The sequence below is a fragment of the Speluncibacter jeojiensis genome (assembly GCF_029589495.1).
Lineage (GTDB): Bacteria > Actinomycetota > Actinomycetes > Mycobacteriales > Mycobacteriaceae > Speluncibacter > Speluncibacter jeojiensis.
In genome coordinates this window covers 1,250,493-1,272,190 of the sequence record NZ_JAAIVF010000001.1, presented here as the reverse complement: position 1 = coordinate 1,272,190, position 21,698 = coordinate 1,250,493, and the positions used below count along the sequence as shown (strand labels likewise).

Annotated in this window: 19 protein-coding genes and 1 pseudogene; 11 read left to right on the top strand and 9 right to left on the bottom strand. The window is 69.7% G+C overall.

The window, feature by feature from the left end; genetic code table 11:
- Nucleotides 1–174 precede the first annotated feature (174 nt).
- The 4 genes and pseudogenes from G4X40_RS22925 to G4X40_RS05495 all read right to left on the bottom strand — a co-directional run.
- Nucleotides 175–1,683, bottom strand: a pseudogene (locus tag G4X40_RS22925) (MFS transporter); the annotation flags it as partial.
- Between the two features lie 165 nt (nt 1,684–1,848).
- Nucleotides 1,849–2,313 carry a MarR family winged helix-turn-helix transcriptional regulator gene (locus G4X40_RS05505; RefSeq protein ID WP_277830701.1) on the bottom strand — a complete coding sequence of 155 codons (465 nt, stop codon included), beginning with the start codon at nt 2,311–2,313 and terminating at the stop codon, nt 1,849–1,851.
- 153 nt (nt 2,314–2,466) lie between these two features.
- Nucleotides 2,467–2,895, bottom strand: a complete 429-nt coding sequence (locus G4X40_RS05500; protein ID WP_277831302.1) for a MarR family winged helix-turn-helix transcriptional regulator — start codon at nt 2,893–2,895, stop codon at nt 2,467–2,469.
- Nucleotides 2,896–2,956: 61 nt separating this feature from the next.
- On the bottom strand, nt 2,957–4,144 hold the full coding sequence (locus tag G4X40_RS05495; RefSeq protein WP_277830699.1) for a L,D-transpeptidase: 1,188 nt from the start codon (nt 4,142–4,144) through the stop codon (nt 2,957–2,959).
- Between the two features lie 235 nt (nt 4,145–4,379).
- On the opposite strand from G4X40_RS05495, the gene G4X40_RS05490 reads away from it, so the two are divergent.
- Nucleotides 4,380–5,300, top strand: coding sequence for a DMT family transporter (locus G4X40_RS05490; protein ID WP_277830698.1), 921 nt, complete (start codon nt 4,380–4,382; stop codon nt 5,298–5,300).
- Here G4X40_RS05490 and G4X40_RS05485 read toward each other — a convergent pair.
- Complete coding sequence (locus tag G4X40_RS05485; RefSeq protein WP_277830697.1) at nt 5,266–6,363, bottom strand: MGDG synthase family glycosyltransferase; 1,098 nt, start codon at nt 6,361–6,363, stop codon at nt 5,266–5,268. The two genes, G4X40_RS05490 and G4X40_RS05485, sit on opposite strands and share 35 nt — an antisense overlap.
- 56 nt (nt 6,364–6,419) lie before the next feature.
- On the opposite strand from G4X40_RS05485, the gene G4X40_RS05480 reads away from it, so the two are divergent.
- The 3 genes from G4X40_RS05480 (at nt 6,420) to G4X40_RS05470 (ending at nt 8,462) form a co-directional block, all read left to right on the top strand.
- On the top strand, nt 6,420–7,151 hold the full coding sequence (locus G4X40_RS05480) for a polysaccharide deacetylase family protein (protein WP_277830696.1): 732 nt from the start codon (nt 6,420–6,422) through the stop codon (nt 7,149–7,151).
- Nucleotides 7,148–7,993, top strand: a complete 846-nt coding sequence (locus G4X40_RS05475) for an alpha/beta fold hydrolase (RefSeq protein WP_277830694.1) — start codon at nt 7,148–7,150, stop codon at nt 7,991–7,993. The genes G4X40_RS05480 and G4X40_RS05475 overlap by 4 nt, the downstream gene beginning before the upstream one ends.
- Before the next feature lie 70 nt (nt 7,994–8,063).
- A complete protein-coding gene (locus tag G4X40_RS05470) occupies nt 8,064–8,462 on the top strand; it encodes a DUF1801 domain-containing protein (RefSeq protein WP_277830693.1) in 399 nt (132 codons plus the stop codon).
- 45 nt (nt 8,463–8,507) lie between these two features.
- Here G4X40_RS05470 and G4X40_RS05465 read toward each other — a convergent pair whose 3' ends face one another.
- The gene (locus tag G4X40_RS05465) at nt 8,508–9,755 is read right to left on the bottom strand and encodes an ROK family protein (RefSeq protein WP_277830692.1); all 1,248 of its coding nucleotides are present in this window, start codon (nt 9,753–9,755) and stop codon (nt 8,508–8,510) included.
- A gap of 571 nt (nt 9,756–10,326) precedes the next feature.
- Here G4X40_RS05465 and G4X40_RS05460 point away from each other — a divergent pair.
- The 4 genes from G4X40_RS05460 to G4X40_RS05445 all read left to right on the top strand — a co-directional run bounded on the left by G4X40_RS05460 (nt 10,327) and on the right by G4X40_RS05445 (nt 14,325).
- Nucleotides 10,327–11,532 carry an Ig-like domain-containing protein gene (locus G4X40_RS05460; protein WP_277830690.1) on the top strand — a complete coding sequence of 402 codons (1,206 nt, stop codon included), beginning with the start codon at nt 10,327–10,329 and terminating at the stop codon, nt 11,530–11,532.
- Between the two features lie 144 nt (nt 11,533–11,676).
- The gene (locus G4X40_RS05455; RefSeq protein WP_277830689.1) at nt 11,677–12,237 is read left to right on the top strand and encodes a ribonuclease H family protein; all 561 of its coding nucleotides are present in this window, start codon (nt 11,677–11,679) and stop codon (nt 12,235–12,237) included.
- 178 nt (nt 12,238–12,415) lie between these two features.
- Complete coding sequence (locus G4X40_RS05450; protein WP_277830688.1) at nt 12,416–13,831, top strand: MFS transporter; 1,416 nt, start codon at nt 12,416–12,418, stop codon at nt 13,829–13,831.
- A gap of 11 nt (nt 13,832–13,842) precedes the next feature.
- Entirely contained in the window at nt 13,843–14,325 is a 483-nt protein-coding gene (locus tag G4X40_RS05445) for a MarR family winged helix-turn-helix transcriptional regulator (protein ID WP_277830687.1), read from the top strand.
- Between the two features lie 11 nt (nt 14,326–14,336).
- Here the strand turns inward: G4X40_RS05445 and G4X40_RS05440 are convergent, their stop codons facing one another.
- On the bottom strand, nt 14,337–14,762 hold the full coding sequence (locus G4X40_RS05440) for a hypothetical protein (protein ID WP_277830685.1): 426 nt from the start codon (nt 14,760–14,762) through the stop codon (nt 14,337–14,339).
- An 80-nt stretch (nt 14,763–14,842) separates the two neighbouring features.
- On the opposite strand from G4X40_RS05440, the gene G4X40_RS05435 reads away from it, so the two are divergent.
- A complete protein-coding gene (locus G4X40_RS05435) occupies nt 14,843–16,210 on the top strand; it encodes a TetR/AcrR family transcriptional regulator (protein ID WP_277830684.1) in 1,368 nt (455 codons plus the stop codon).
- Here the strand turns inward: G4X40_RS05435 and G4X40_RS05430 are convergent.
- A complete protein-coding gene (locus G4X40_RS05430) occupies nt 16,192–17,940 on the bottom strand; it encodes an acyl-CoA dehydrogenase family protein (RefSeq protein WP_277830683.1) in 1,749 nt (582 codons plus the stop codon). The genes G4X40_RS05435 and G4X40_RS05430 overlap by 19 nt on opposite strands.
- 153 nt (nt 17,941–18,093) lie before the next feature.
- Here G4X40_RS05430 and G4X40_RS05425 point away from each other — a divergent pair, with 153 nt between their 5' ends.
- Both G4X40_RS05425 and G4X40_RS05420 read left to right on the top strand, forming a co-directional pair.
- On the top strand, nt 18,094–19,929 hold the full coding sequence (locus tag G4X40_RS05425) for an acyl-CoA dehydrogenase (protein WP_277830681.1): 1,836 nt from the start codon (nt 18,094–18,096) through the stop codon (nt 19,927–19,929).
- Nucleotides 19,926–20,459: a VOC family protein gene (locus G4X40_RS05420; protein WP_277830680.1), complete on the top strand. Its 534-nt coding sequence runs from the start codon at nt 19,926–19,928 to the stop codon at nt 20,457–20,459. Before G4X40_RS05425 ends, G4X40_RS05420 begins: the two co-directional genes overlap by 4 nt.
- Nucleotides 20,460–20,492: 33 nt before the next feature.
- Here G4X40_RS05420 and G4X40_RS05415 read toward each other — a convergent pair whose 3' ends face one another.
- Entirely contained in the window at nt 20,493–21,587 is a 1,095-nt protein-coding gene (locus tag G4X40_RS05415) for an adenylate/guanylate cyclase domain-containing protein (protein WP_277830678.1), read from the bottom strand.
- Nucleotides 21,588–21,698 lie beyond the last annotated feature (111 nt).

The following is a 21,698-nucleotide window of genomic DNA, read 5'->3' as shown; positions in this document are numbered from 1 at the left end:
GTGTCGTCCGCCGGTGCGCGGGGCGTCGCCGTCGGGGTCGGATCCGGCCGCGAGGACTTCGGCTGCGGCGCCGTCGGATTCGAGAGCAGCGGATCCGAGTGCGTCGATCTCGGAGACGGCCGCCACGGAATCGTCGACAGCGGCAGAGCCGGACGGTGCGCCCGTCCCCGCGGACAACCGCTGCTCCTCACCGCTCTGGGTGCGCAGCGCGACCTCCTTGATGAACAGGACCGCGACGAAGCCCACCAGCGCGACGATGCCGGAGATCAGGAACACCCGGCCGGTCGCGTCGCCGTAGGCGCCGCGCACGATGCCCGCGATCGCCGCCGGCAGGTCCTTGAGGTTCGACAGTCCCGCGCCCGATCCGCCGGACGGTGCGGCGTGCACGCCGGCGTTGCTCAGGCCCTGGGTGGTCAGTTCGGCGACATGGCTCGAGAGCACCGCGCCGAGCACCGAGACACCGGCCGCGCCGCCCATCGAGCGGAAGAACGACACCGTCGCACTGGCCGAGCCCAGGTCGGACGGGGCCACGTTGTTCTGCACCGGGAGCACCAGGTTCTGCATGGTCATGCCCATGCCGAGACCCAGCAGGAACAGGTAGGCGCCGATGACCACCATGCTGGTGGCGTGGTCGATGGTCGAGAGCAGGAAGAACCCGGCGGCCATCGCGGCCGCACCGGCGACGAGGTACCCCTTCCACCTGCCGTAGCGGGTGATCAGCGATCCGGAGATGGTCGACGAGAGCATCGACCCGATCACCATCGGCAGGGTCAGCAGTCCGGCCGCGGTCGGTGAGTAACCGCGAGCGATCTGGAAGTACTGACCCAGGAACACCGCACCGCCGAACATTGCGACACCGACCGAGATACTGGCGACGGTGGCCAGCGTCATGGTGCGGTCACGGAACAGGCGCAGCGGGATGATCGGGTCCTTGGCCCGGGTCTCGACGAACATGGCCAGCGCCAACAGCGCGATGCCCAGTGCGATCAGCCCGAAGGACATCGGCGACACCCAGTCGAAGTTCTTGCCCGCCAGGGTGACCCAGATCAACAGGGTGCTCACACCGCTGGCGATCAGCGTCGCCCCGGTGTAGTCGACGCGGACGTTGCGCTTGACGACCGGCAGGTTCAGGGTGCGCTGGATGACCACCAGCGCGATGACAGCCAGCGGCACGCCGACATAGAAGGTCCAGCGCCAGCCGAGCCAGCTGGTGTCGACGATGACGCCGCCGATCAGCGGTCCGGCCACCGTCGCGACCGCCATGACCGCCGCCATCGGTCCCTGGTAACGCCCGCGCTCGCGGGGGCTGAACATCGCCGCGACGACGATCACGACCAGCGCCTGCAGGCCGCCGAGCCCGAGGCCCTGCAGCACGCGGAACCCGATCAGCATGGGCACCGACTGCGACAAGCCGGCCAGGATCGAGCCGAGGGTGAACACCGTCAGCGCCAGTTGCACCAGCAGTTTCTTGCTGACCAGGTCGGCGAACTTGCCCCAGATGGGCGTGGTCGCGGTCGACGCGAGCAGCGTGGCGGTGACCACCCAGGTGTACTGGTCCTGGGTACCGTGCAGCTCGGTGATGATGGTGGGCAGCGCGTTCGAGACGATCGTCGACGACAGGAACGCGACGAACATGCCCAGCAGCAGCCCGACGAGTGCCTCGATGCGCTGGCGTTGGGTCATGGGTCCGGTGTGGTCCGTGCCTGGGGGCTTGGTCCGGTTGGAACCGGCCACCGTGGTGGGTGAAGAAGTGCTCACGAGCGGTCTCCAGATGATCGAAGCAGGTTGAGGGACCGGGCGGGACGACCCGCCGGCGGTGTTCGGTGGAGGCGAGTGCGCCGGCCGGATTCAGAAAGCGGCGAGGGCGTCGTCGGTCATGTCGACGGCGGCCGCGACCCGGGCGAGGTGGTCGACGAAGGTCCGGCCGTCCGCCTCGTCCCAGTCGGCCAGTGCGACACGGAGGAATTCGCCCTGTTCGTGCCGATGGCGGCGCAGCGCCTCGGCGCCGTGCGCGGTGAGCGAGAGCAGCGCGGCACGACCGTCCGCTGGGTCGGGCACGCGCTCGATGTAGCCGATCGAGATCGCTTGTGTCACTTGACGACTGAGTGCCGATTGAGTGATCCTCAGGCTCTCGGCGAGATCGCACGACCGATGGTTCTCGAGTGTGTGTACGTGGCCGAGCAGTGCGGCCAGGTGTGGGGGCAGGAAGCCGCTGTCGGACTGGTGCGCCCGTCGCGCGGTGTTCGCGCGGCTGGAGCGGACGATCGCCCGCAGGTGGTCGATCACCGCCTCGGCGGTCTCCGGTGCAATCACGTCGCACATCCCTTACTTGGTTGAATGTTGCAACTATATGGATATTGGTTGCAACTTACAAGTAAGTATCTGTCGTATGAACGGTGAGATCCGTCTCAGGGGCCGTCGGTCGGGGACGGTGGTGCCGGCGCCTGTCGGTTCAGGCGTGGCCGCTCAGTCGGTGAGGCAGAGCCGGTGCAGCAACCCCGTCAACGTGGCGACGTCGTCCGGATCCCACTGCGCGAGTTGCTCGCGCCAGCGCCCGACATAGACGTCCCGTTGGGCCGCCAACCGGCGTCGGGCGTCGGGGGTGAGCGCGACCAGCCTGGCCCGCGCGTCCTCGGGGTCGGTCCGCCGCTCGACCAGCCCCAGGCGGGCCGCGGAGTCGATCTGCCGGGTCAGCGTCGACTTCTCGATGCCGAGTTCCGCGACCAGCGCCGACATCGGCATGGCGTCCTGGCGGGTCAGCAGCACCAGCAGGGGAAAGCCGGCGGGGTCCAGCTTCGGGTCGAGTTCGCGCGCACGTTCGCGCAGGCGGACCCGGCCGATACGCCAGATGTCCATCAGCGCGGCCTCCAGGCCGGCCACCGGGTCGGGGGTCACCGCGTGCTCCGGACGAGCCGGCGCGGTGGTGCTCCCCACTGCTGCGGGGTGATCAACGGGCTCAGCTGTTGGCGTCGCCGGCCTGCCACGTCGACCAGGGCACGTCCCAGTCGCCGTAGGTGTCCCACGCGGGCAGTTCCGGGCCGCCCGAGTTCGTGATCTCGACGACGTCGCCGATGTTGAAGTGGTCGTACATCCACTGGGCGTTGTCCGGGGACAGGTTCACGCAACCGTGCGAGACGTTGCTCGACCCCTGCTCGCCGACCGACCATGGGGCCGAGTGTACGAACTCGCCGTCGTTGGAGATCCGCAGATCCTTGTAGACCGTCTCCTTGTAGTAGCCGGGCTGGCCCTCGCAGACCCCGTAGGTGCACGAGTCCATCACGATCGACGGCTGCTTGTCCGAGATCACGTGCGGGCCCTCGTGCGACGGGTGGCCCGGCGAGCCGAGGCTCATCGGCATCTGGTTGACCTGCACGCCGTTGTGGAAGACGGTCAGCTCTTCGGTGTTGCCATCGGCCTTGGCGACCCACGAGTCGTGGACGGTGTAGTCGGCAGAGTTGTTCTCGGCGCCGTAGACGCCGTTGCCGAGATCGAGCCCGTAGACGTCGGCCTCGATGTGGATCTTGGTGCCCGGCAGCCAGTAGTTCGGGCCGCGGTAGTGCACGTCCTTGTCGTCGACCCAGTACCAGGCGCCGGGCTGCGGCGGGGTGACGGTGATGTGCAGGTGCTTCTGCACCTCGGCCTTGTTGACCACCGGCGCGGTGAACTGGAAGACCATCGGCTGGCCGACCCCGATACCGCTCTGAGCCACCAGATCCGGCGCGGGAACGACATTCGCGTAGGCGGTGCTCGCCGGGTTCATCGTCTGCACCGTGAAGGTCTTCTCGGTCGGCTTGCCGGCGGCGTTCACCGCGTCCGCGACCACCGAGTAGCCCGCGCCGTAGCCGAGGGCCTCGTCGGTGGACCAGCTCTGCCTGTTCGGTGACAGCGTTCCGGTGACGACCTTGCCGTTCTCGGCGGGATTGGTGACGGTGACCTTGGTCAGCTGACCGTCGGCGACGTTGACGACGATCGGGGTGGTCGGGTTGATCGGCGTCGCCCCGGCCACCGGGACGGTGATCGCGGCGGCGGGCGCGGATTCGGCGGGGGCGGCGGTTCCGGTGGAGCTGGTGCTCCGGCATCCGGTCGCCACCAGCGCGATCATCGACAACGCGGCTCCGCCGAGCAGGATCTTGCGCGCGGCCATGGTCGCCTCCTCATCTTCCCAGGTCACATGGGGCGGCGGCGATGCCGACAGCACGCGGACCGGTGGGCGCGCCCTTGCGGTGGCGCGCGGTCAACTCGGCAATTCTGCCAGCCGAACCTGTGAAATCCCCGGCAGCCACTCCGCGCGAACTAGGCTGAATCACAATCGACAGACCGCCGCACTGGGACGTTCCAGAGGGGTTGACACCGATGCCCGGTACACCGAGGTGCTCGTCGTGTTAGCGGTGCTGTTCGCGCTGCTCGCGTCGACGGCCAACGCCATCGGGTCGGTGCTGCAGCGTCGCGGGGCGCTGCAGGCGCCGCCGGAGTTGAGCATGCGGATCGGGCTGATCGTCGACCTGGTGCGGCGGCCGGTGTGGCTGTTCGGGTTCTCGGCGCTGATCGTGGCGTTCATCTGCCAGGCCGTCGCGCTCTCGTTCGGTGGACTGGCGCTGGTGCAGCCGTTCGTGGTCACCGAGTTGCCGTTGACCTTGGTCGTGGCGGGCATCGTCTTCCGTACCCGGCTGGACCGGGATGCCTGGCTCGGGGTGTTCTGCGTCAGCGCCGGATTGGTGGTGGTCCTGCTCTCGCTCGCGCCCGGCGAGAGCGACACCCAGCGGGACGTCTGGGCGTGGTTGTGGACCTGCGTGGCCAGCGTCGGCGTGGGTGTCGGGTTGGTCGCCGCCGGATTGTCGACACGCGGCGGTGCGCGCGCCGCGCTGTTCGGCGCCGCCTCGGGGCTCGGGTTCGGCTTCACCGCGGCGCTGATGAAGGGCGCGCTGCTCGCGCTCGGCGACGGCGGATTCGCCGCCCTCTTCGGGTCCTGGCAGCTGTATCTGATGATGATCTTCGGGGTGCTGGCGTTCTTCATGTACCAGAACGCCCAGCAGGCCGGCAGCCTTGTCGCATCGCAGCCTGCGGTGACCACGCTGGACCCGCTCTCGAGCGTGCTCTACGGCGTGCTGCTGTTCGAGGAGCAGGTCCGCGGTGGATGGTGGCTGGCGCCGACGTTCCTGGGGGCGTTGCTGATCGCCGGGGGCAGCGTGCTGCTCAGCCGCACCCCGCAGGTGACCGGCGAGACCCCGGTCGAGCGGGCGCGGGCCGAGCACGAAGCCGCGGGGATCAGTGTGCGACCGAGGCCCGGAGCCAACGGGTGATCGCGACGCCCGGATCCTCGGCGAACACGGATCCGGCTCGGCGGACCAGCGCGTCGCGCTCCGGCCCCGGCTGGCGCAGTGCTTCGACGGCCGCGGTCAGGGCGGTGTCGTCGGCCGCGTAGCGGACCAACCCGTCGTCGGCCAAGGCGCGGACCACGGGCCCACCGTGTCCGGGAATGGGCCGGTGCCCGACCACCGGCACCCGGGAGGCGAAGGCCTCCATACACATCGAGCCGCCGGCATTGTCGACGACGACCGCGGCGGCGGCGAGCAGTTCGGGGACGTCGTCCCGCCAGCCCAGCGCCAGCGCGCCCGGCACCGATGCGACCCGCTCGCGCAGCCGGGTGTTGTTGCCGCACAGCACGACCGGACGCACCCTCTCGATGCGGGCCAGCGTCGCGACGATCTCCACCGGGTCGCCGACGCCCCAGGAGCCGGTGGAGATCAGCACCGCGTCCTCGCCGGGCGCCAGGCCGAGCGCGGTGCGGCCGGGCTCGGGGCCCGGTGCGCGCAGGAACCGCGGGTCGACCACCGGGCCGGGCGCGATCGCGGCGGTCCCGGTCCTCGCGGTCACCGCGTCGGCGATCGACGGGTAGAGGCAGCAGTACAGGTCGGTGCCGCGTGCCAGCCACATCTGGTGCGGCACCACCTCGGTCACCGCCACCACCGACGGCGCGCCGAGCCGGCCGGTGTTGCGCAGGTGGCCGACCGTCTGACCGGCCAGGTGGAACGTCGACACCACGCACGTGGGGTCGGTCTCGGCGAGGATCGGGGCCAGGCGGCGCGCGGCCAACCGGACCAGCGGGGCGGGGGTGGGCCGCGGTCCCCGCCGCGGCGCCATGAAGGTCGAATAGATCCCCTCGTAGAGCCACGGTGCGTACCTCAGCATGCGCGCGTAGCCGCCGCTGATCATCGTGCCGATGCGCCACGGCAGCACCGAGAGCAGGTCGACGACCTGCGCGTGGGCGCCGGTCGCCTCGAAACGGCGGGCCAACTCGGCGGCGACCTGATCGTGCCCGGCGCCCATGCTCGCGGTGACTAGCAGAAACCGGTCATCACTCACGCCGATCACACTATGTTCGAATCGTGTCGCACACACGAGGTTCGAGCGGCCGGTCGATGAGGCGCGCCGTCGTCGGTGCCTGCGGTCTCGCCGTCGGCGCCCAGGTGTTGCCGGCCGCGACCTGGCTGCCGCCGGTCCGCCGGACCCTGGCCCCCGCCCTGCGCGCTCCGGGCCGGGCCGACCATGTGGCGTTGACCTTCGACGACGGCCCCGACCCGGAGTCGACCCCGCGGTTCCTCGACCTGCTCGACCGTCTCGACGTGCGGGCCACCTTCTTCCTCGTCGGCGAACGGGTGGTGCGCGCGCCGACGGTGGTCCGGGAGGCCGCGGCGCGCGGCCACGACATCCAGGTGCACGGCTGGGTGCACCGAAACCAGTTGGCGCGCCCGACCGGGTTGCGGGCGCAGCTGCGGGACACCCGCGACCTGCTCGCCGAGCTCACCGGCTGTGAACCCCGTTGGTACCGGCCGCCGTACGGGGTCCTGTCGGGGGAGGGGGTGCTGGCCTGCCGGCGGGTCGGGTTGCGCCCGGTGCTGTGGTCGGCCTGGGCCCGGGACTGGTACGCCGACCGCGACAGCGCCGATGTCTACGACACGGTACGTCCCGGATTGCGCGGTGGCGCAACGATTCTGTTGCACGACACCGATGCGTACGCGCAACCCGGATCCTGGCGCGCCACGCTCGGTGCGGTCGAACCGACGGTCCGGACCTGTCGGGACCGCGGTCTCGAGGTGGGGACGCTGTCGGATCATGGTTTCGGTGAACGACGATCAGGAGTGGGTTCATGAGCGGCGAGTCGGTTCGGGTGGAGGATCTGGTCTTCGACGTCGACGTGTCCGGCACCGACACCGGTACCGCCGTGCTGTTGCTGCACGGCTTTCCGGAGACGAAGGCGTCGTGGCGGTCGGTGACCGAGCGGCTCGGCGCCGCGGGGTTGCGGACGATCGCGCCTGATCAGCGCGGCTACTCGCCGGGCGCGAGGCCCGTCGCGGTTGACGACTATCACATCGATCGGCTGGTCGCCGACGCGCTCGGGCTCCTGGATGCGTTGGCCGTCACCGATGCGCATGTGGTCGGGCACGACTGGGGCGCGATCGTCGCATGGTTCCTGGCGGCGCGGTATCCCGAGCGGGTGCGGACGCTGACGGCGGTGTCGGTGCCGCATCCCGCGGCATTCGGGTGGGCACTGCGCGTGGATGCCGATCAGCAGCAACGCTCGTCGTACATCACACTGCTGCGGCAGGAGGGCAAGGCCGAGGACCTGCTGCTCGTCGACGGTGCCCAGCGCTTGCGTGCGATGTTCGGCGGAGCGGTCGACGCGCGGTTGGTCGACGAGCACGTCGCGCTGCTCACCGAACCGGGCGCGTTGACCGCGGCGCTCGGCTGGTACCGGGCGATGACCGCGGACTTCGCGGCGCTGGCGCCGGTGACGGTCCCGACGACCTACGTGTGGAGCACCGAGGATGTCGCACTGGGACGCGCCGGGGCCGAGCGATGCGGTGAATACGTCACCGGCCCCTACCGATTCGTCGAGCTGTCGGGCGTCACGCACTGGATACCGGAGCAGGCGCCGGCCGAGCTGACGGAGGCGGTGCTCGCGCGGATCGCCGAATCCGACCGTTCTGAGTAGTCGACGAGCTGTGTGACCGAGGACCTGTGTAGCCGACGAGCTGTGTGACCGAGGACAGGAGAGTGTGACGATGGCGAACGAGGATGCAGGCGAGAACGCCTCGCCCGCACAACGGATCGACGCCCGGATCGCGGAGTTGGGGGACTGGCGCGGCGACCTGCTCGCCAGGTTGCGGGCACTCGTCAAGCAGGCCGATCCGGAGGTCGTCGAGACGTGGAAGTGGCGGGGTGTTCCGGTGTGGGAGCACGACGGGATGCTCTGCACCGGTGAGACCTACAAGCAGGTGGTGAAGATGACGTTCACCAAGGGTGCGTCCCTGCAGGATCCCGCCGGGCTGTTCAACTCCAGCCTGGAGGGAAACACCCGCCGCGCCATCGACTTCCACGAGGGTGATCCCGTGGACGAGGCGGCGCTGCAGGATCTCGTGCGGCGGGCGGTGGAGTTGAACATCGTCACGCGCCGGAAGTGACGCCGGACCGAGCACGGTGTCCGACCGCTCGGACCGGCGTCCGGGTCAGCGCCAATTGTCCCGTCGCGCAGTCGCCTTCCGCATCGCGGACAGCGGATCGGAGTAGATCGCGCTGAGCGAGGTGGCGCTGGCGGCGGCTTGCTGCACCCGGACTCCGAACCCGGACACGTGCACGGTCATCGGCGGCAGGCTCGTCGACTCGGTGAACGCACGCATCACATGATGATTCCCGTTCGGATAGTCGGTGAAGGCCTGCCCGCCCAGGATCAGCCGGTCCGGGTTGAGCAGGTCGCGAAGCAATCCCGCTGCGTGACCGAGGATCTCCGCTCGCTCGTTGAGCAGACGCCGGGCAGCGATCGAGCCCGAGTCGGCGGCATGACGCACCGCCGCGACGCCGGACTGCGCGGCGGTCTCGTCGATGAGTCCGTCCCGGAGTGCAGCGGCGACCACGGACGAGTCGCGGACGGTCGCCTCCAGGCAACCGGTGCGCCCGCAGTCGCAGCGGGTGTCCGAGCCGGTCGGCAGATGGCTGATGGTGCCGGCGCCGGCCGCCGGGGTGTGCACCTTGCCGTCGATCGTCAGCGCGGCGCCGACGGTCTCGCGGCAGTAGAAGTACAGGCTGCTCCCGGCCTCGTCATCTCGGAAGTTGTTGCGTGCCAGTAGCAATTCCGCCGCCGCCATCGCCTCCACGTGCGCTGCCACGGAGACCGGCAGGCTCAGCTGCGTGGACAGCACCGCCGCGACCGGCGCATCGTTCCAGCCCAGCGGCGGGTGGTCGACGGTGCCGGTGCGGGTGTCGACCCGGCCGCCCAGTGCGACACCGACCCACAACACCCGGCGGCCCGGCCAGCGGCCGAGGTGGCGCCGCGCGGCCGCGGCGATGGCGGACAGTGCGGTCACCGCGTCCGACCGCGGGGTGCGCACCTCGACGACGCCGAGGGTGTGTCCGCGCAGGTCGTTGGCGACGATGCTGGTCACGCGGGCGCCGAGGTGGATGCCCAGCGTCAGGTACGGCTCGTGCAGCACCTCGACGGGTACGCGCGGCCGGCCGATGGCGCCGGGAGTGACCAGATCGGCACGCTCGCGCAGCATGTCGCTGTCGAGCAGTGCGGTCACCTGCCGGTTGACGGTGGCGGCGGACAGTCCGGTGTCGCGGACGAGTTTGTCGCGGGTGACGGTGCCCGCTCGGCGGACCGCCTGGAGTACGGAACCGGCCGCGGTCTGCGACAGTCGCAGTTCCGGTGCGATGACGCGCGGTGTCGGCTGGGGGGCGAGGGCTACGGCTGTGGTCACTTCGATCCTCGAGAATGCGGGGCCGTGACGGCGGCGGTGGGCTCGGACGCGGGAACACCGCTGCGGGCCGAGGTGCACTCCATCGAGTGATCGGGATCCGGAGATCAACAGATCCGGAGAGGAACGGCCGGCGTCAGCGGTGCCGCATACAACACAGTTCGCGCGGCAACGGCAGCCGAGAACCCAGCGCGGCGGTCACGTAGGTGACGCGCGCAGCTGAGGGCAAGCCGGTCGACATGGACGAGAACCTAGCATCTGCACGGGCCTGCGCTCGAACCGATGCCCGATGACGGGCGGAATCCGGGCGTCACAACGAAGTTTGGGACGAGTCATATCGGCCTGGCCCTCAGCCGCGCGATCGCGGTGAAGCCGCAGGTCGCGCGGTCTCGGCCGGTGTTCGCTGTGCGCCTGCTGTGACCGGCGAACCGGACAATTCACCGAACCTCGGGTCGAACGCCCGACGTCGGCGAAAACGCCTCTGCCGGAATAGGTAACGGTGTGATCTACTGCACTGCCCTTATCGTCGGGCAGATTCCCCGGGCCGTTCGGCCCATTCGTCGAGGAGTTGTTCATGGCAGGTAGTGCGGGCGGCCGGCGCGTGGCCGCGTTGGTGGCGGCGTCGGCAACGGCGGGCGGGTACATCCTGCTCGCCGGCGGGGTCGCGTCGGCGGATCCGGTGTCGTTCACGTCGACGTGCAACGTGTACGAGTACCCGGGGATCCAGCAGTCGGACGCGCAGGTCAATTCGAATGTGACGGTGACGGCGCCGGCGACCGTCGCGCCGGGTGCGCAGGTGACCTACCGGGTGCAACCGGGCAGCATGACGGTCCCGACCGGCGGCCACGCGTCGCGCAGCGTGGTGGACTGGACACGGATGAAGTACGACCTCGACATTCCGGCGGGCACCACGTTCGTCGGCGCGCAGATCGTGTCCGGCACGGGCTCGAATGTGTCGGGCACGGCGTCGGTGACGCAGGTCGACGACAACGGCACCCCCTCGGCGGCGGGTGCGCACCTGCGGATCTCCGGCGGCAACCAGACCGCGGACAGCAACAGCGGCGGCGGCAACGGTCCGAGCATCAGCAAGAACTCCGCCGGCGGGCTGACCGCGAACGCGGGCAGCGCCTTTCAACTGTCGGCAGTGGACGTGACGGTCACCGCGGGCGCCGCCGGGACGAAGATCGTGCCGATGCTGCGGGTCGCCGACGGCAACTCGGGCGCCTACAACAGCCCGAAGAACTATCTGACGTTCCTCCAGCAGGAGAAGGACGTGTTCTCGGTCGCGTACTGGGAGCGGGAGAACTGCTCACCGCGGAACAACTCCTCGGCCGCACTGAATGCAGGTGGGCAGGGGCTCGCGACGATCGACGTCGTCGCGCCGAATGCGCAGACCTCGACCACGGTGACCGCTCCCGGCACGGCCACCACGGGCACTGCGGTGCCGCTGTCGGCGTCCGTTGCGCCGGCTCCGACGGGTGGGACGGTCCAGTTCATGGACGGCGCGACGGCGCTCGGTGCTCCGGTGACGGTCGGGGCCGGCGGCACGGCGTCGTTGTCCCAGGCCTTCACCACGGCGGGGGCGCATCAGATCACCGCCGTCTACAGCGGCGCCACCGGCTTCGGCGGTTCGACGTCGCCGGCGGTGACCGTCACCGTCTCCGCCGGGACCGGAGGGACGGGCGGCGGGACCGGCGGCAACGGCGGGACCGGAGGCACGGGAGGCACGGGTGGGACCGGCAGCGCCGGCCTGAGCCTGCCGTTCGGCTCTTCCAAGTAGCGGCCCTCCGCGAGACCGCTCGACAGACGGCGCCCCACTCCGGCTTCACCCCGGGGTGGGGCGCTTCTGCGTGCGTATGTCACGAAAGCGCTTGTGCGGCCTGGTGAGATGACGGTTGTCGGTCGCTCGACGTATGGTGCTGGCGTGATCATCGTGAGTACCGACGGTTCCTGTCTGCGTAACCCTGGTGGGGCGATCGGGTGGGCGTGGGTGAATCACGAGGGCGGCAACCGGTCCGGCGGGGCGCGATCGGGGACCAATCAGATCGCCGAGCTCACGGCGCTGCTCGAGGCGGTCACCGCGCATCCCGGCGCGGACCCGCTGCTGATCGAATCGGACTCGCAGTACGCGATCAAATGCGCCTCCGAATGGCTGCCCGGCTGGAAGCGCAAGGGCTGGCGCACCGCCTCGGGCGGCGAGGTGAAGAACCTGGCGCTGATCCAGCAGATCGACCGGGTGATCACCGAGCGTGAGGGACCGGTCCGCTTCCGCTGGGTCCGCGGACACGTCGGCAACCATTACAACGAGATGGCCGACACGCTCGCGGGCGAGGCCGCACGGACCGTGGCGGACGGTGGCCCCGTCGTCGCCGAGCAGACGCCGGCCGCCGAGACGCGGTCCAACTGGTCGACGTCCATGGACCACCCCGCTCCCGAGGTGCCCGTAGGAACCGAGGTCAAGGAAGAGAGCCTCACGCTGTTCTGAGCGCGCGGCATCTGTCCGCAACTCCGCAAGGTAATACGCATTACGTACTAATCGGCCGCCGCTTGAACCCCGATATCGGCTGATCTTGGGATTTCACTGGTCGAGATGATGCTTGCAGCCTCGCCGTGTCATAAATATGCTTCTGATACAGAAGTAATTGCACGGTGAGGGGTGATCGATGTTCGTGGTGGAGCCGGCGAGACCGGTCGCGGTGCGTGAACACCCACGGGCGGGGTGGTTCGCGGTCGGCACCGTGTGCTTCGGGGCCTTCATGGGGCAGCTGGACGCGAGCATCGTGACGATGATCTTCCCGGCGTTGCAGCACCGGTTCGGTGCCTCGCTCGCGGAGGTCCAGTGGGTCTCGCTCGGCTATCTGCTCGCGCTGATCGGCCTGGTCGCGGCCTCGGGCCGGATCGCCGACGCGGCCGGCCGCAAACTCGTCTACCTGTACGGGTTCGCGGTGTTCACGGTGGCCTCGGCGGCCTGCGGGCTCGCCCCCACGCTCGGGCTGCTCATCCTGTTCCGGGTGGTGCAGGCGGTCGGCGCCGCGATGCTGCAGGCGAACAGCGTGGCGATCGTCGTCACCAGCGTGCCCGCAGGACAGATGCGCAAGGCGCTCGGCGTGCAGGCCGCCGCGCAGGCATTGGGCCTCGCACTCGGCCCGACCGTCGGCGGACTGTTCGTCGCCACCGTCGGCTGGCAGTGGGTGTTCTGGGTGAACGTGCCGGTCGGGGTCGTCGCGCTGATCGCGGGGCGGTATCTGCTGCCGCGTACCCGCGAGCGGACGCCGCTGCGCCGCCTCGACTGGCAGGGGCTGGTCCTCCTGCTCGCGGCGAGCGCGGCCCTGCTGCTCGGTTTGACCGCGGTGTCGGGGCTTGGGCTGCCGACGTGGGCGGTGGTGACGCTGTTCGTGCTGGCCGCGGCGTCCGCGACGGCGTTCGTACTGCGCGAACGCCGGGCACGGTTCCCGATCGTCGACCTCACGCTGCTGCGTCCGCGGGCCGTGTCGGCCGGGCTGGTCGGCGCGCTGTGCGGCTACCTCGTGCTGTTCGGGCCGTTGACGCTGTTCCCGCAGGTGTTCTCGGCACAAGGGGTGTCGGAGATGACGGCCGGGCTCGCGCTGACCGCGCTGCCGGTGGGCTTCGCGATCGGTGCACTGGCCGGCGACCGCCTGCTGCCGAGCTCGATCGCCGCGCGGTCGCGGGCCCTCGTCGGCGTCGGGACCTGCGTCGCGGCGGCGGCGGTGCTGGCCCTGAATCCGACCGACATGGGGTGGGTCGTGCCGGGGCTGATCGTGCTGGGGTTGGGGCTGGGCGTGTTCATCCCCGCGAACAACGCCTCGATCATGGCCGCGATCCCGGAGCGGAGCTCGGCCGTGGGTGGCGGGCTGGTCAACATGGCCCGCGGCCTGGGGACCGCGGTGGGCGTGGCGGCGGCGACGCTGTCGCTGCACCTGGCGGGTGGTCAGATGGGGCGGGGCGCGTCCGCGGCGCTGATCGCTCTGGCATTGTTCTCGGTGGTCGCGGCCGTCACCGTGCTCGGCGGGGAGCCGCGTGGCCACCGGATCGGCGAGGGCGCCGGCCGTGGGAAATGATCGGAGCGGTGATGGAGCAGGGTTCGGGTGAGGTCTCGCTTGCCGATGTGATCGCACGACTGCGGCGCGCCATGCGGCGCGCGGCACGCGCGGGCGACCCGGACAACACGCTGTCCGTCGCCCAGCTCGAGCTGCTGTCCTGCCTGTCGGAGAACCCCGGTTCGCGGCCGAGCGAGCTGGCCAAGCGGCTGCGGCTCGCGCCGAGTTCGGTCACCACCTTGGTCAACGGCCTGCGCACCCGCGGGATGATCAGCCGGGTCGGCGGCACGGCCGACCGCCGCACGGTCGTGTTGTCGGTGACCGAGGACGGCGCCGCGGCGGTCCAGCGGTGGAACTCGACGAACGCCACGATCCTGCGTGCCGCGCTGGCCGACCTGCACCCGGGCTGGCAGCACCTGATCGGCGCCGCGCTGCCCGCACTGCGCGAGCTGATCCAGGCCATCGACTCGCTGGCCGACCACCCGGCGGACGACGGGCACACCGGCAAGCGCTGACCGGCACCGACTCAGAAGAACTGGCCGCGCACGAACCCCGCGAGGATCAAGGCGGTGCCGCCGATCTCGCCGACGATGAGCGCGAACATGAACGCGTGCGTGCCGGCCACCGGATGGGTGAACTGGTTGTCGGTGTCCCGCATCAGCCCGTGCGCCACATAGCTGCCGATCGCGGCGACGAAGAAGAACACCACGACCAGCGCGGCCGTCAGGTTCACCGCGGTCGGCCAGTCGCTGAACTGGACCAGCGCCGCCAGCAGCATCGTCGCGAACGAATACATCAGCGCCGCGCGATGGGCGATGTCGACGTAGGGGTGCGCGAGCGAGTTCGCCGACGTCGCCATCTGGCGGTACTTCCACACCCCCAGGCTCAGTGCCCACAGGAAGATCAGTCCGGCGGACAGCAGCACGATCTTGGTGTCGATTCCCAGTTCCACCCGATCATTCGACCATTACCCGTGGTCGTGGCGGCGGGGCAGGTTCTCCGCGGGGGCCCTGGTGGTGGACACTTGGCGCGATGGGTACCGAGTCACGCGACCGCACCGCCACCCGTCGCCGGAGCTCTCCGGTGACCGCGGCGGCGCCGCGACGTACCCGTCCGGCGAACCGCAAGGCGACGATCCTGGCCGTGGCCGGCGAACGGTTCGCCCGCGAGGGCTATCACCGGACCTCGATGGCCGACATTGCCGCCGAGGTCGGGATCAGCTCGACCGCGCTGTACCGGCACTTCCGTAACAAGCAGGATCTGTTGGGCCGCACGCTGATCGACGGCCTGGACCGCACCCTCGCGGGCGTGCAGCAGGCGGTAGGCCACCCCGAGCAGCCGGACGGTGAGTCGGGGCCCGGGCAACCGGGTCCCGCGCCGGACCCCGTCCTGGCCGAGTCGATCATCGCCGGACTCGTCGACCAGTCCCTGACCCATCGGCGGCTGACCGCGCTGTGGCAACGCGAGGTGAAGGCGCTCTCGGAGGAGGACCGCCGGGCGGTACTGGTGCGGGTGGCGCGGGTGCACCGCTGGGTGCTGCGTGCGGTGACGGCGCTGCGCCCGGAACTCGATGCCGGCCGCGGCGAGATGCTCGCGTGGTTCGCGCTGTCGGCGGCGGTCAGCCCGACCCAGCACAACGTGCAGTTGCCGCGCGCGGTGTTCGCAGCACAGCTGCGTGAGCTGACCACCGCGGTGATCCACGCCGATCTGCCCGCGGCCCCTGCGACGCCATCGGCTTCGGACGGGGATGGAGTGGGCGAGGCCGGGGCGTCGCCCGCCGTTCGGGACGGGTCGGTCGACCGTGTGCTGCGGCGAGAACGGCTGATCGCGGCGGCCACCCGGCTGTTCGACGAGCGCGGGTACGCGGCGGTCGGCATCGAGGACATCGGCGCGGCGGCCGGGATCTCCGGGCCGAGCGTCTACCACCATTTCGGCAGCAAGGCGGAGTTGCTCGCGGAGATCGTCGACCGCAACGAGCAGTGGATCCGGCTGTACACCGCGCGGGCGATGCGCGGCGGCGGCACCTCCCACGAGTCGCTGGTGCTGCTGTTGCGCTCCTACGCGGAGTTCGCGATCGAACACCCGGACCTCATCGGCACCACGGTCACCGAGGTCGTGCACCTGCCGGTCGACGAGGCCCGACGCTGCCGCCGCGCACACCGTGAGGGCGTCGTCACCTGGGCCAGGCTGCTGCAGGTGGTGCGGCCCGAGTTGACGGTCGACCAGGCCCGGGTCGCGGTGCAGGCCGCGACCGCCGTCGTGGGTGACGCCGTGCGCAACGGCCGCCTGCGTGCCCGACCGCACCTGGCCGACGAACTCGTCGCCGCGGGAACCGCGCTGCTGCTCGGCCGCGGCGACGAGTCCGGCTCAGAGGGGTCCGGTCAGCCGCGCATCTCGTAGCGGCCGGAGTGGCCCACCACCTCGTCCCACACGCGGTCGAACCCCTCACCCGCGGCGGCCTGCCGACGCACCAGGGCAAGTGCGTGCGCCTGCTGCTCCGCGCTCGCCCCGGTCTTGCCGTGCAGTTCGACCGCCCGGCGCGAGAAGTCGCGCACGAGCACGTCGAAGAACTGGTCGAGGACGTCGTCGGAGACGACCGGAGCTTCGGTGTCGGACACCCCGACGATCGCGGCCTGCTCGCAGATCAGCTGCCCGTAGACGATCAGCGTGAACAGCTCGCCGAGCGCCAGCATGAAGTCGAGGTCCTGCTGTTGGTCGGCGTCGGGACCGACCTCGCGGATCAGGTCGGCGAAGGCGTCGGCCTGCTCGAGGAAGAGGGCGACGTTCGGCAGGTGCGCCTTGGCCTCGTAGGCGGTGCGCCAGCGGTGGAAGCGGACCTTGCCGAGTCCCCGCGCCGGGCCCTGCGCGAACAGGAACTCGTCGTCGGCGGCGTCGTTGCGGGTCGGTGCGGGTTCGTGCTCGGCCGGGCCGAAGAAGTACGCGGGCAGGAACTTCAGGATCAGCGCCAGGTTCACCGCGACGGTGCCCTCGAGCTTCGGCAGCCCGGGCACGTCCGAGCGGGCGATGGTCAGGTACGTGTCCGCCTCGAAGCTCTTGGCGGCCACAACATCCGCCAGCAGCGCGAGCACGTTCTCGGCCTCGGTGGTGACCTTCATCTTGGTGATCGGGTTGAACAGCAGGTAGCGCCGGTCGCCCAGGTGCGCCGAGCGGAAGTAGTCGATGGCACGGTCCGAGAACAGCTTCATGCCGATCATCCGCACGTAGGCGTCGACGAAGGTGCGACGCACGTGCGGGAAGTCGGTGACCGGGTGGCCGTACAGGATCCTGTTGTGCGCGTGCGTGATCGCCTCGTAGAAGGCGTGGGTGCACATGCCGATGCCGCAGAAGCACAGGTTGAACTTGCCCACGTTGACTGTGTTCAGCGCCGCGCTGAACGCGTCGTCGCCGGTGTGCAGGATGTCCTCCTCGCGCACCGGGTAGGCGTCGAGCGTGAACTCGGCGACGAACATCTGCGAGGCAACGACGTTCTTGACCAGGTGGAACGCCGGGTGGTCCGCGTCGGCGTAGAAGAACACGTAGCGGTCCGGCCCACCCTCGGCGACGATCTTGCCGAACACCGAAACGGTGTTGGCGCAGTTGCCGTTTCCGATGTAGTACTTCGATCCCGAGGCGGTGTAGCCGCCGTCACCGTCGGGTGAGAGGACCATGTCGGTCGAGTAGATGTCGGCCCCGTGTTCGCGCTCGGACAGTCCGAACGCGCCGACGCCGCCGGCGTCGAGGGCCTGGGCTGCGCGGGCGCGGGCGGACTGATTGGCGCTCTGCCACACCGGGCCCAGCCCGAGGATCGTCACCTGCCACGGGTACCAGTAGGTCAGGCCGTAGAAGCCGAGGATCTCGGACAGCGCGGAGATCCGACTGGTGTCCCACCGCTTGTCGGGCGCGCCGCCGGCCTCCGCGGTCGGGGTCAGGAAGGTCGCGAACAGTTTCTCGCGCGCGGCGAAGTCGAGGAACTCCTGGTGGAAGACGCGCTGGTGGTAGTCCGAGGCCAGGCGCGCCTTGCCTCGGGACTCGAACCAGTCGATCGTCGCGCGCAGCAACCGGACGGTCTCCGGATCGAAGTGCTCGGGCGCGTAGGTGTCGGGGTTGATCAGCAGCGAATTCGGGTACACGTCCACTCTCCTCGGCGGTTCGGCTTGCCCATCACTCTAGTCATGAGTAACTTACGCCGAACTGACCGCAGGTCAGACACTATTTATGTAACACTGTGTTGAGCTGCATCACCTACGCATGCGTAGCTTGACGCCGGTCTAGGGAGGACCACGATGGGGCACTACCGCAGTAATGTCCGGGACCTGGAGTTCAACCTGTTCGAGGTGCTCGGGCTCGGCGACGTACTGGGCACGGGGGTCTTCGGCGATCTCGACGTGGACACCGCACGGGCGATGCTCGCGGAGGCGGCGCGGCTGGCGGAGGGTCCGCTCGCCGAGTCGTTCGCCGACGCCGACCGCACCCCTCCGAGGTTCGACGCGGACGGTCACGCGGTGTCCCTGCCGGACTCGTTCAAGGTGTCCTTCCGCGCGTGGAGGCAGGCCGAGTGGTTCCGGATGGGTCTGGCCGAGGAGGTCGGCGGGGTGCCTGCGCCGCGAATGCTCGCGTGGGCGATCAACGAGTTCGCACTCGGCGCGCAGCCCGCCGCGTACATGTACCTGACCGGACCGAAGTTCGCCGACATCCTCCACGCGATCGGCACCGAGCGGCAACGGCATTGGGCGACGCTGGCGATCGACCGCAACTGGGGTGCGACGATGGTGCTCACCGAGCCCGACGCGGGTTCGGACGTGGGCGCGGGCCGTACCAAGGCGATCGAGCAGTCCGACGGCACCTGGCACATCGAGGGCGTCAAGCGGTTCATCACTGCGGCGGATTCGGATGACCTGTTCGAGAACATCTTTCATCAGGTGCTGGCCCGCCCCGAGGGTGCGCGCCCGGGCACCAAGGGGCTGAGCCTGTTCCTGGTGCCCAAGTTCCACTTCGACCCGGAAACCGGGGAACCCGGCGAACGCAACGGGGTGTTCGTCACCGGACTCGAGCACAAGATGGGGTTGAAGGCCTCCGCCACCTGCGAGTTGACGTTCGGTGGGCATGGCACCCCCGCGGTCGGCTACCTGGTCGGCGAGGTCCACAACGGCATCGCGCAGATGTTCGACGTCATCGAGCACGCCCGGATGATGGTGGGCACCAAGGCCATCTCGACGCTGTCGACCGGCTACCTGAACGCGCTCGAGTACGCCAAGACCCGCGTGCAGGGCTCCGATTTGACGCAGATGACCGACAAGTCCGCCCCGCGCGTGACGATCACCCACCACCCGGACGTTCGCCGGTCGCTGATGACCCAGAAGGCGTACGCCGAGGGCCTGCGCGCGATCTACCTGTACACCGCCGCGCACCAGGACGACGTCGTCGCGCAGCAGGTCTCCGGCGCCGACAAGGAGATGGCGTTCCGCGTCAACGATCTGCTGCTGCCGATCGTCAAGGGCGTGGGCTCCGAGCAGGCGTACGCGAAGCTGACCGAGTCGCTGCAGTGCTTCGGCGGATCCGGCTTCCTGCAGGACTACCCGATCGAGCAGTACATCCGCGACGCGAAGATCGACTCGCTCTACGAGGGCACCACCGCCATCCAGGCGCAGGACTTCTTCTTCCGCAAGATCATCCGCGATCGCGGCGTCGCGCTGGCGCATCTGTCCGCCGAGATCACCAAGACGGTGCAATCGGTGGAGGGCAACGGCCGGCTCAAGGTCGCGCGGGACCGGCTGGGCACGGCGCTCGAGGACGTGCAGGCGATGACCGCCACGCTGACCGGGCACCTGATGGGCGCCCAGGAGCATCCGACCGAGCTGTACAAGGTCGGACTGGGTTCGGTCCGGTACCTGATGGCCGTCGGTGACCTGCTGATCGGCTGGAAGCTGGTGCAGCAGGCGGAGATCGCGCTGCGCAAGCTCGACGACGGCGCCGCCGGCAAGGACAAGGCGTTCTACGAGGGCAAGGTGGTGACGGCATCGTTCTTCGCGCGTAACGTGCTGCCCGGGTTGCATGCGACCCGCGAGGTCCTCGACGACCTCGACAACGAGCTGATGGAACTCGACGAGGAGGCGTTTTGACGGCAGCACCGCAACAGGGTCCCGGCAGTGGTCCGATCGTGCAGGTCGGATACGTCGTCGCCGACCTCGACGCGAGCGTCGAGTCCTGGGTGCGGCGCACCGGAACCGGGCCGTGGACGGTGATCCGCAACGTCACGCTGCGGGGACCGTATCGAGGCGAGGACACCGAGGTCGTCATCGACGTGGCGTTGGGGTACTCCGGCCAGACGCAGATCGAGCTGATCCAGCCCACGATCGGCGAGCCGTCGCCCTATGTGGACGACGCCGGGGCGCCGCTGCTCGGCCCGCACCATGTGGCCTGGTGCACAGACGATCTCGATGCGAGCATCGCGGCGGCCCTGGCCACCGGGCTGGAGGTGCTGTTCGCGGGCGAGGGGATCGGCACGCGGGTCGCCTATCTGCAGTCGCCGGATCAGCCCGGCGTCATCTACGAGTACATCCAGATGGCCGGCATGCGGGACATGATCGCCGCGGGTGTCGAGCAGGCGCGCGTCTGGGGCGGCACCGACCCGATCCGCGTCATCGGCTGACCGGACGGCCACCGGCCACGTTGTCGGGCGGGTTCACCTCGGCTTCGGCCCGCGCAGCACGTACGGTTTGAGCTTGTGGAAGCCGCGCACCCGCATCGAGCGCAATGCCTTGACGCGAAGGTCGGGGGCGTCGCCGAGGACGTCGGCGAGTTCCGCGTCGAGCAGGATGGTGCCGGGTTTGGCTGCGCTGGTGAGCCGGGCGGCGATGTTGACGACGGAGCCGTACGCGTCGCCGAACCGGACCAGCACCGGGCCGAGCGCCATGCCGATCCGCAGCGCCGGCAGTCCGTCGTCGGCGTGCACACTCGACTGCAATTCGAGCGCGATCGCGGCGGCGTCGGAGGGGTCCTCCACCGCGAACATCACCTCGTCGCCGACGTTCTTGATGACCCACCCGCGCCGCTGCGCGATCACGGCGGTCGCGGTCGACTCGAAATCCTCCAGCAGCGTGGACAACTCGGTGATGTCGATGCGCCGCGTGAGGCTGGTGTAGCCGACCATGTCGGCGAATCCGACGACCTGTGTTCGGCCCGTGCGTTTGTCGTCGGGCAACACCAGTGAGCGGCCCGCGACCGCGGCCAGGTGCCGGCGCCACACGTACGACTGCAGTGCCTCGATGACCGGGACGATCTCGACGGCGGTCTCGCGGATGGCGTCGACCACCTCGTCGTGGTCGGTCTGGTCGAGATTGTCGGCGTTGATGCTCAGCCGGCGCAGCACGTGCCGGCCCATCAGCGTGACCTGCCAGTCGGCGAGTCGCGAGAACGTCTGGCCGAGTGCGCGAGTGACAGCGACCTCCAGGTCCGGTTCGACGATGCCGGAGGTGATCAACGAGTCGAGCAGACGCAGCGCCTCGACGTCGTCGTCCGTGAACATCACCTCGTGCGGATCCTCCGCTGCGGCGAAACCCATTGCGGTCCACAGCCGCTGAGCACGGTCGAGCGGGACACCGCTGAGCGCCACGGTCTGTTCGCGGTCGTACTTGCGGGCACCGCGCAGCAGGTCGTCCTCGACCACGGCCTGAATGCGCTCGAGCAGCACATCGGGGGAGTCGCGTTCCGGCTGCGGGGACGATGCCTGCGAGGTCGTCACGGTGCCCTCCGATCGGTTGTCGACTGTCGTCTGCATGATCCCACCGCGTGTCGCCGGACGTCCACGACTCGGTCGGCGTGGGTGTGATGTCGACGTGTCGGTCATTTGTGCGAAAGTGGACGCGCAGCCGCAGCGTCCCACTGCCGC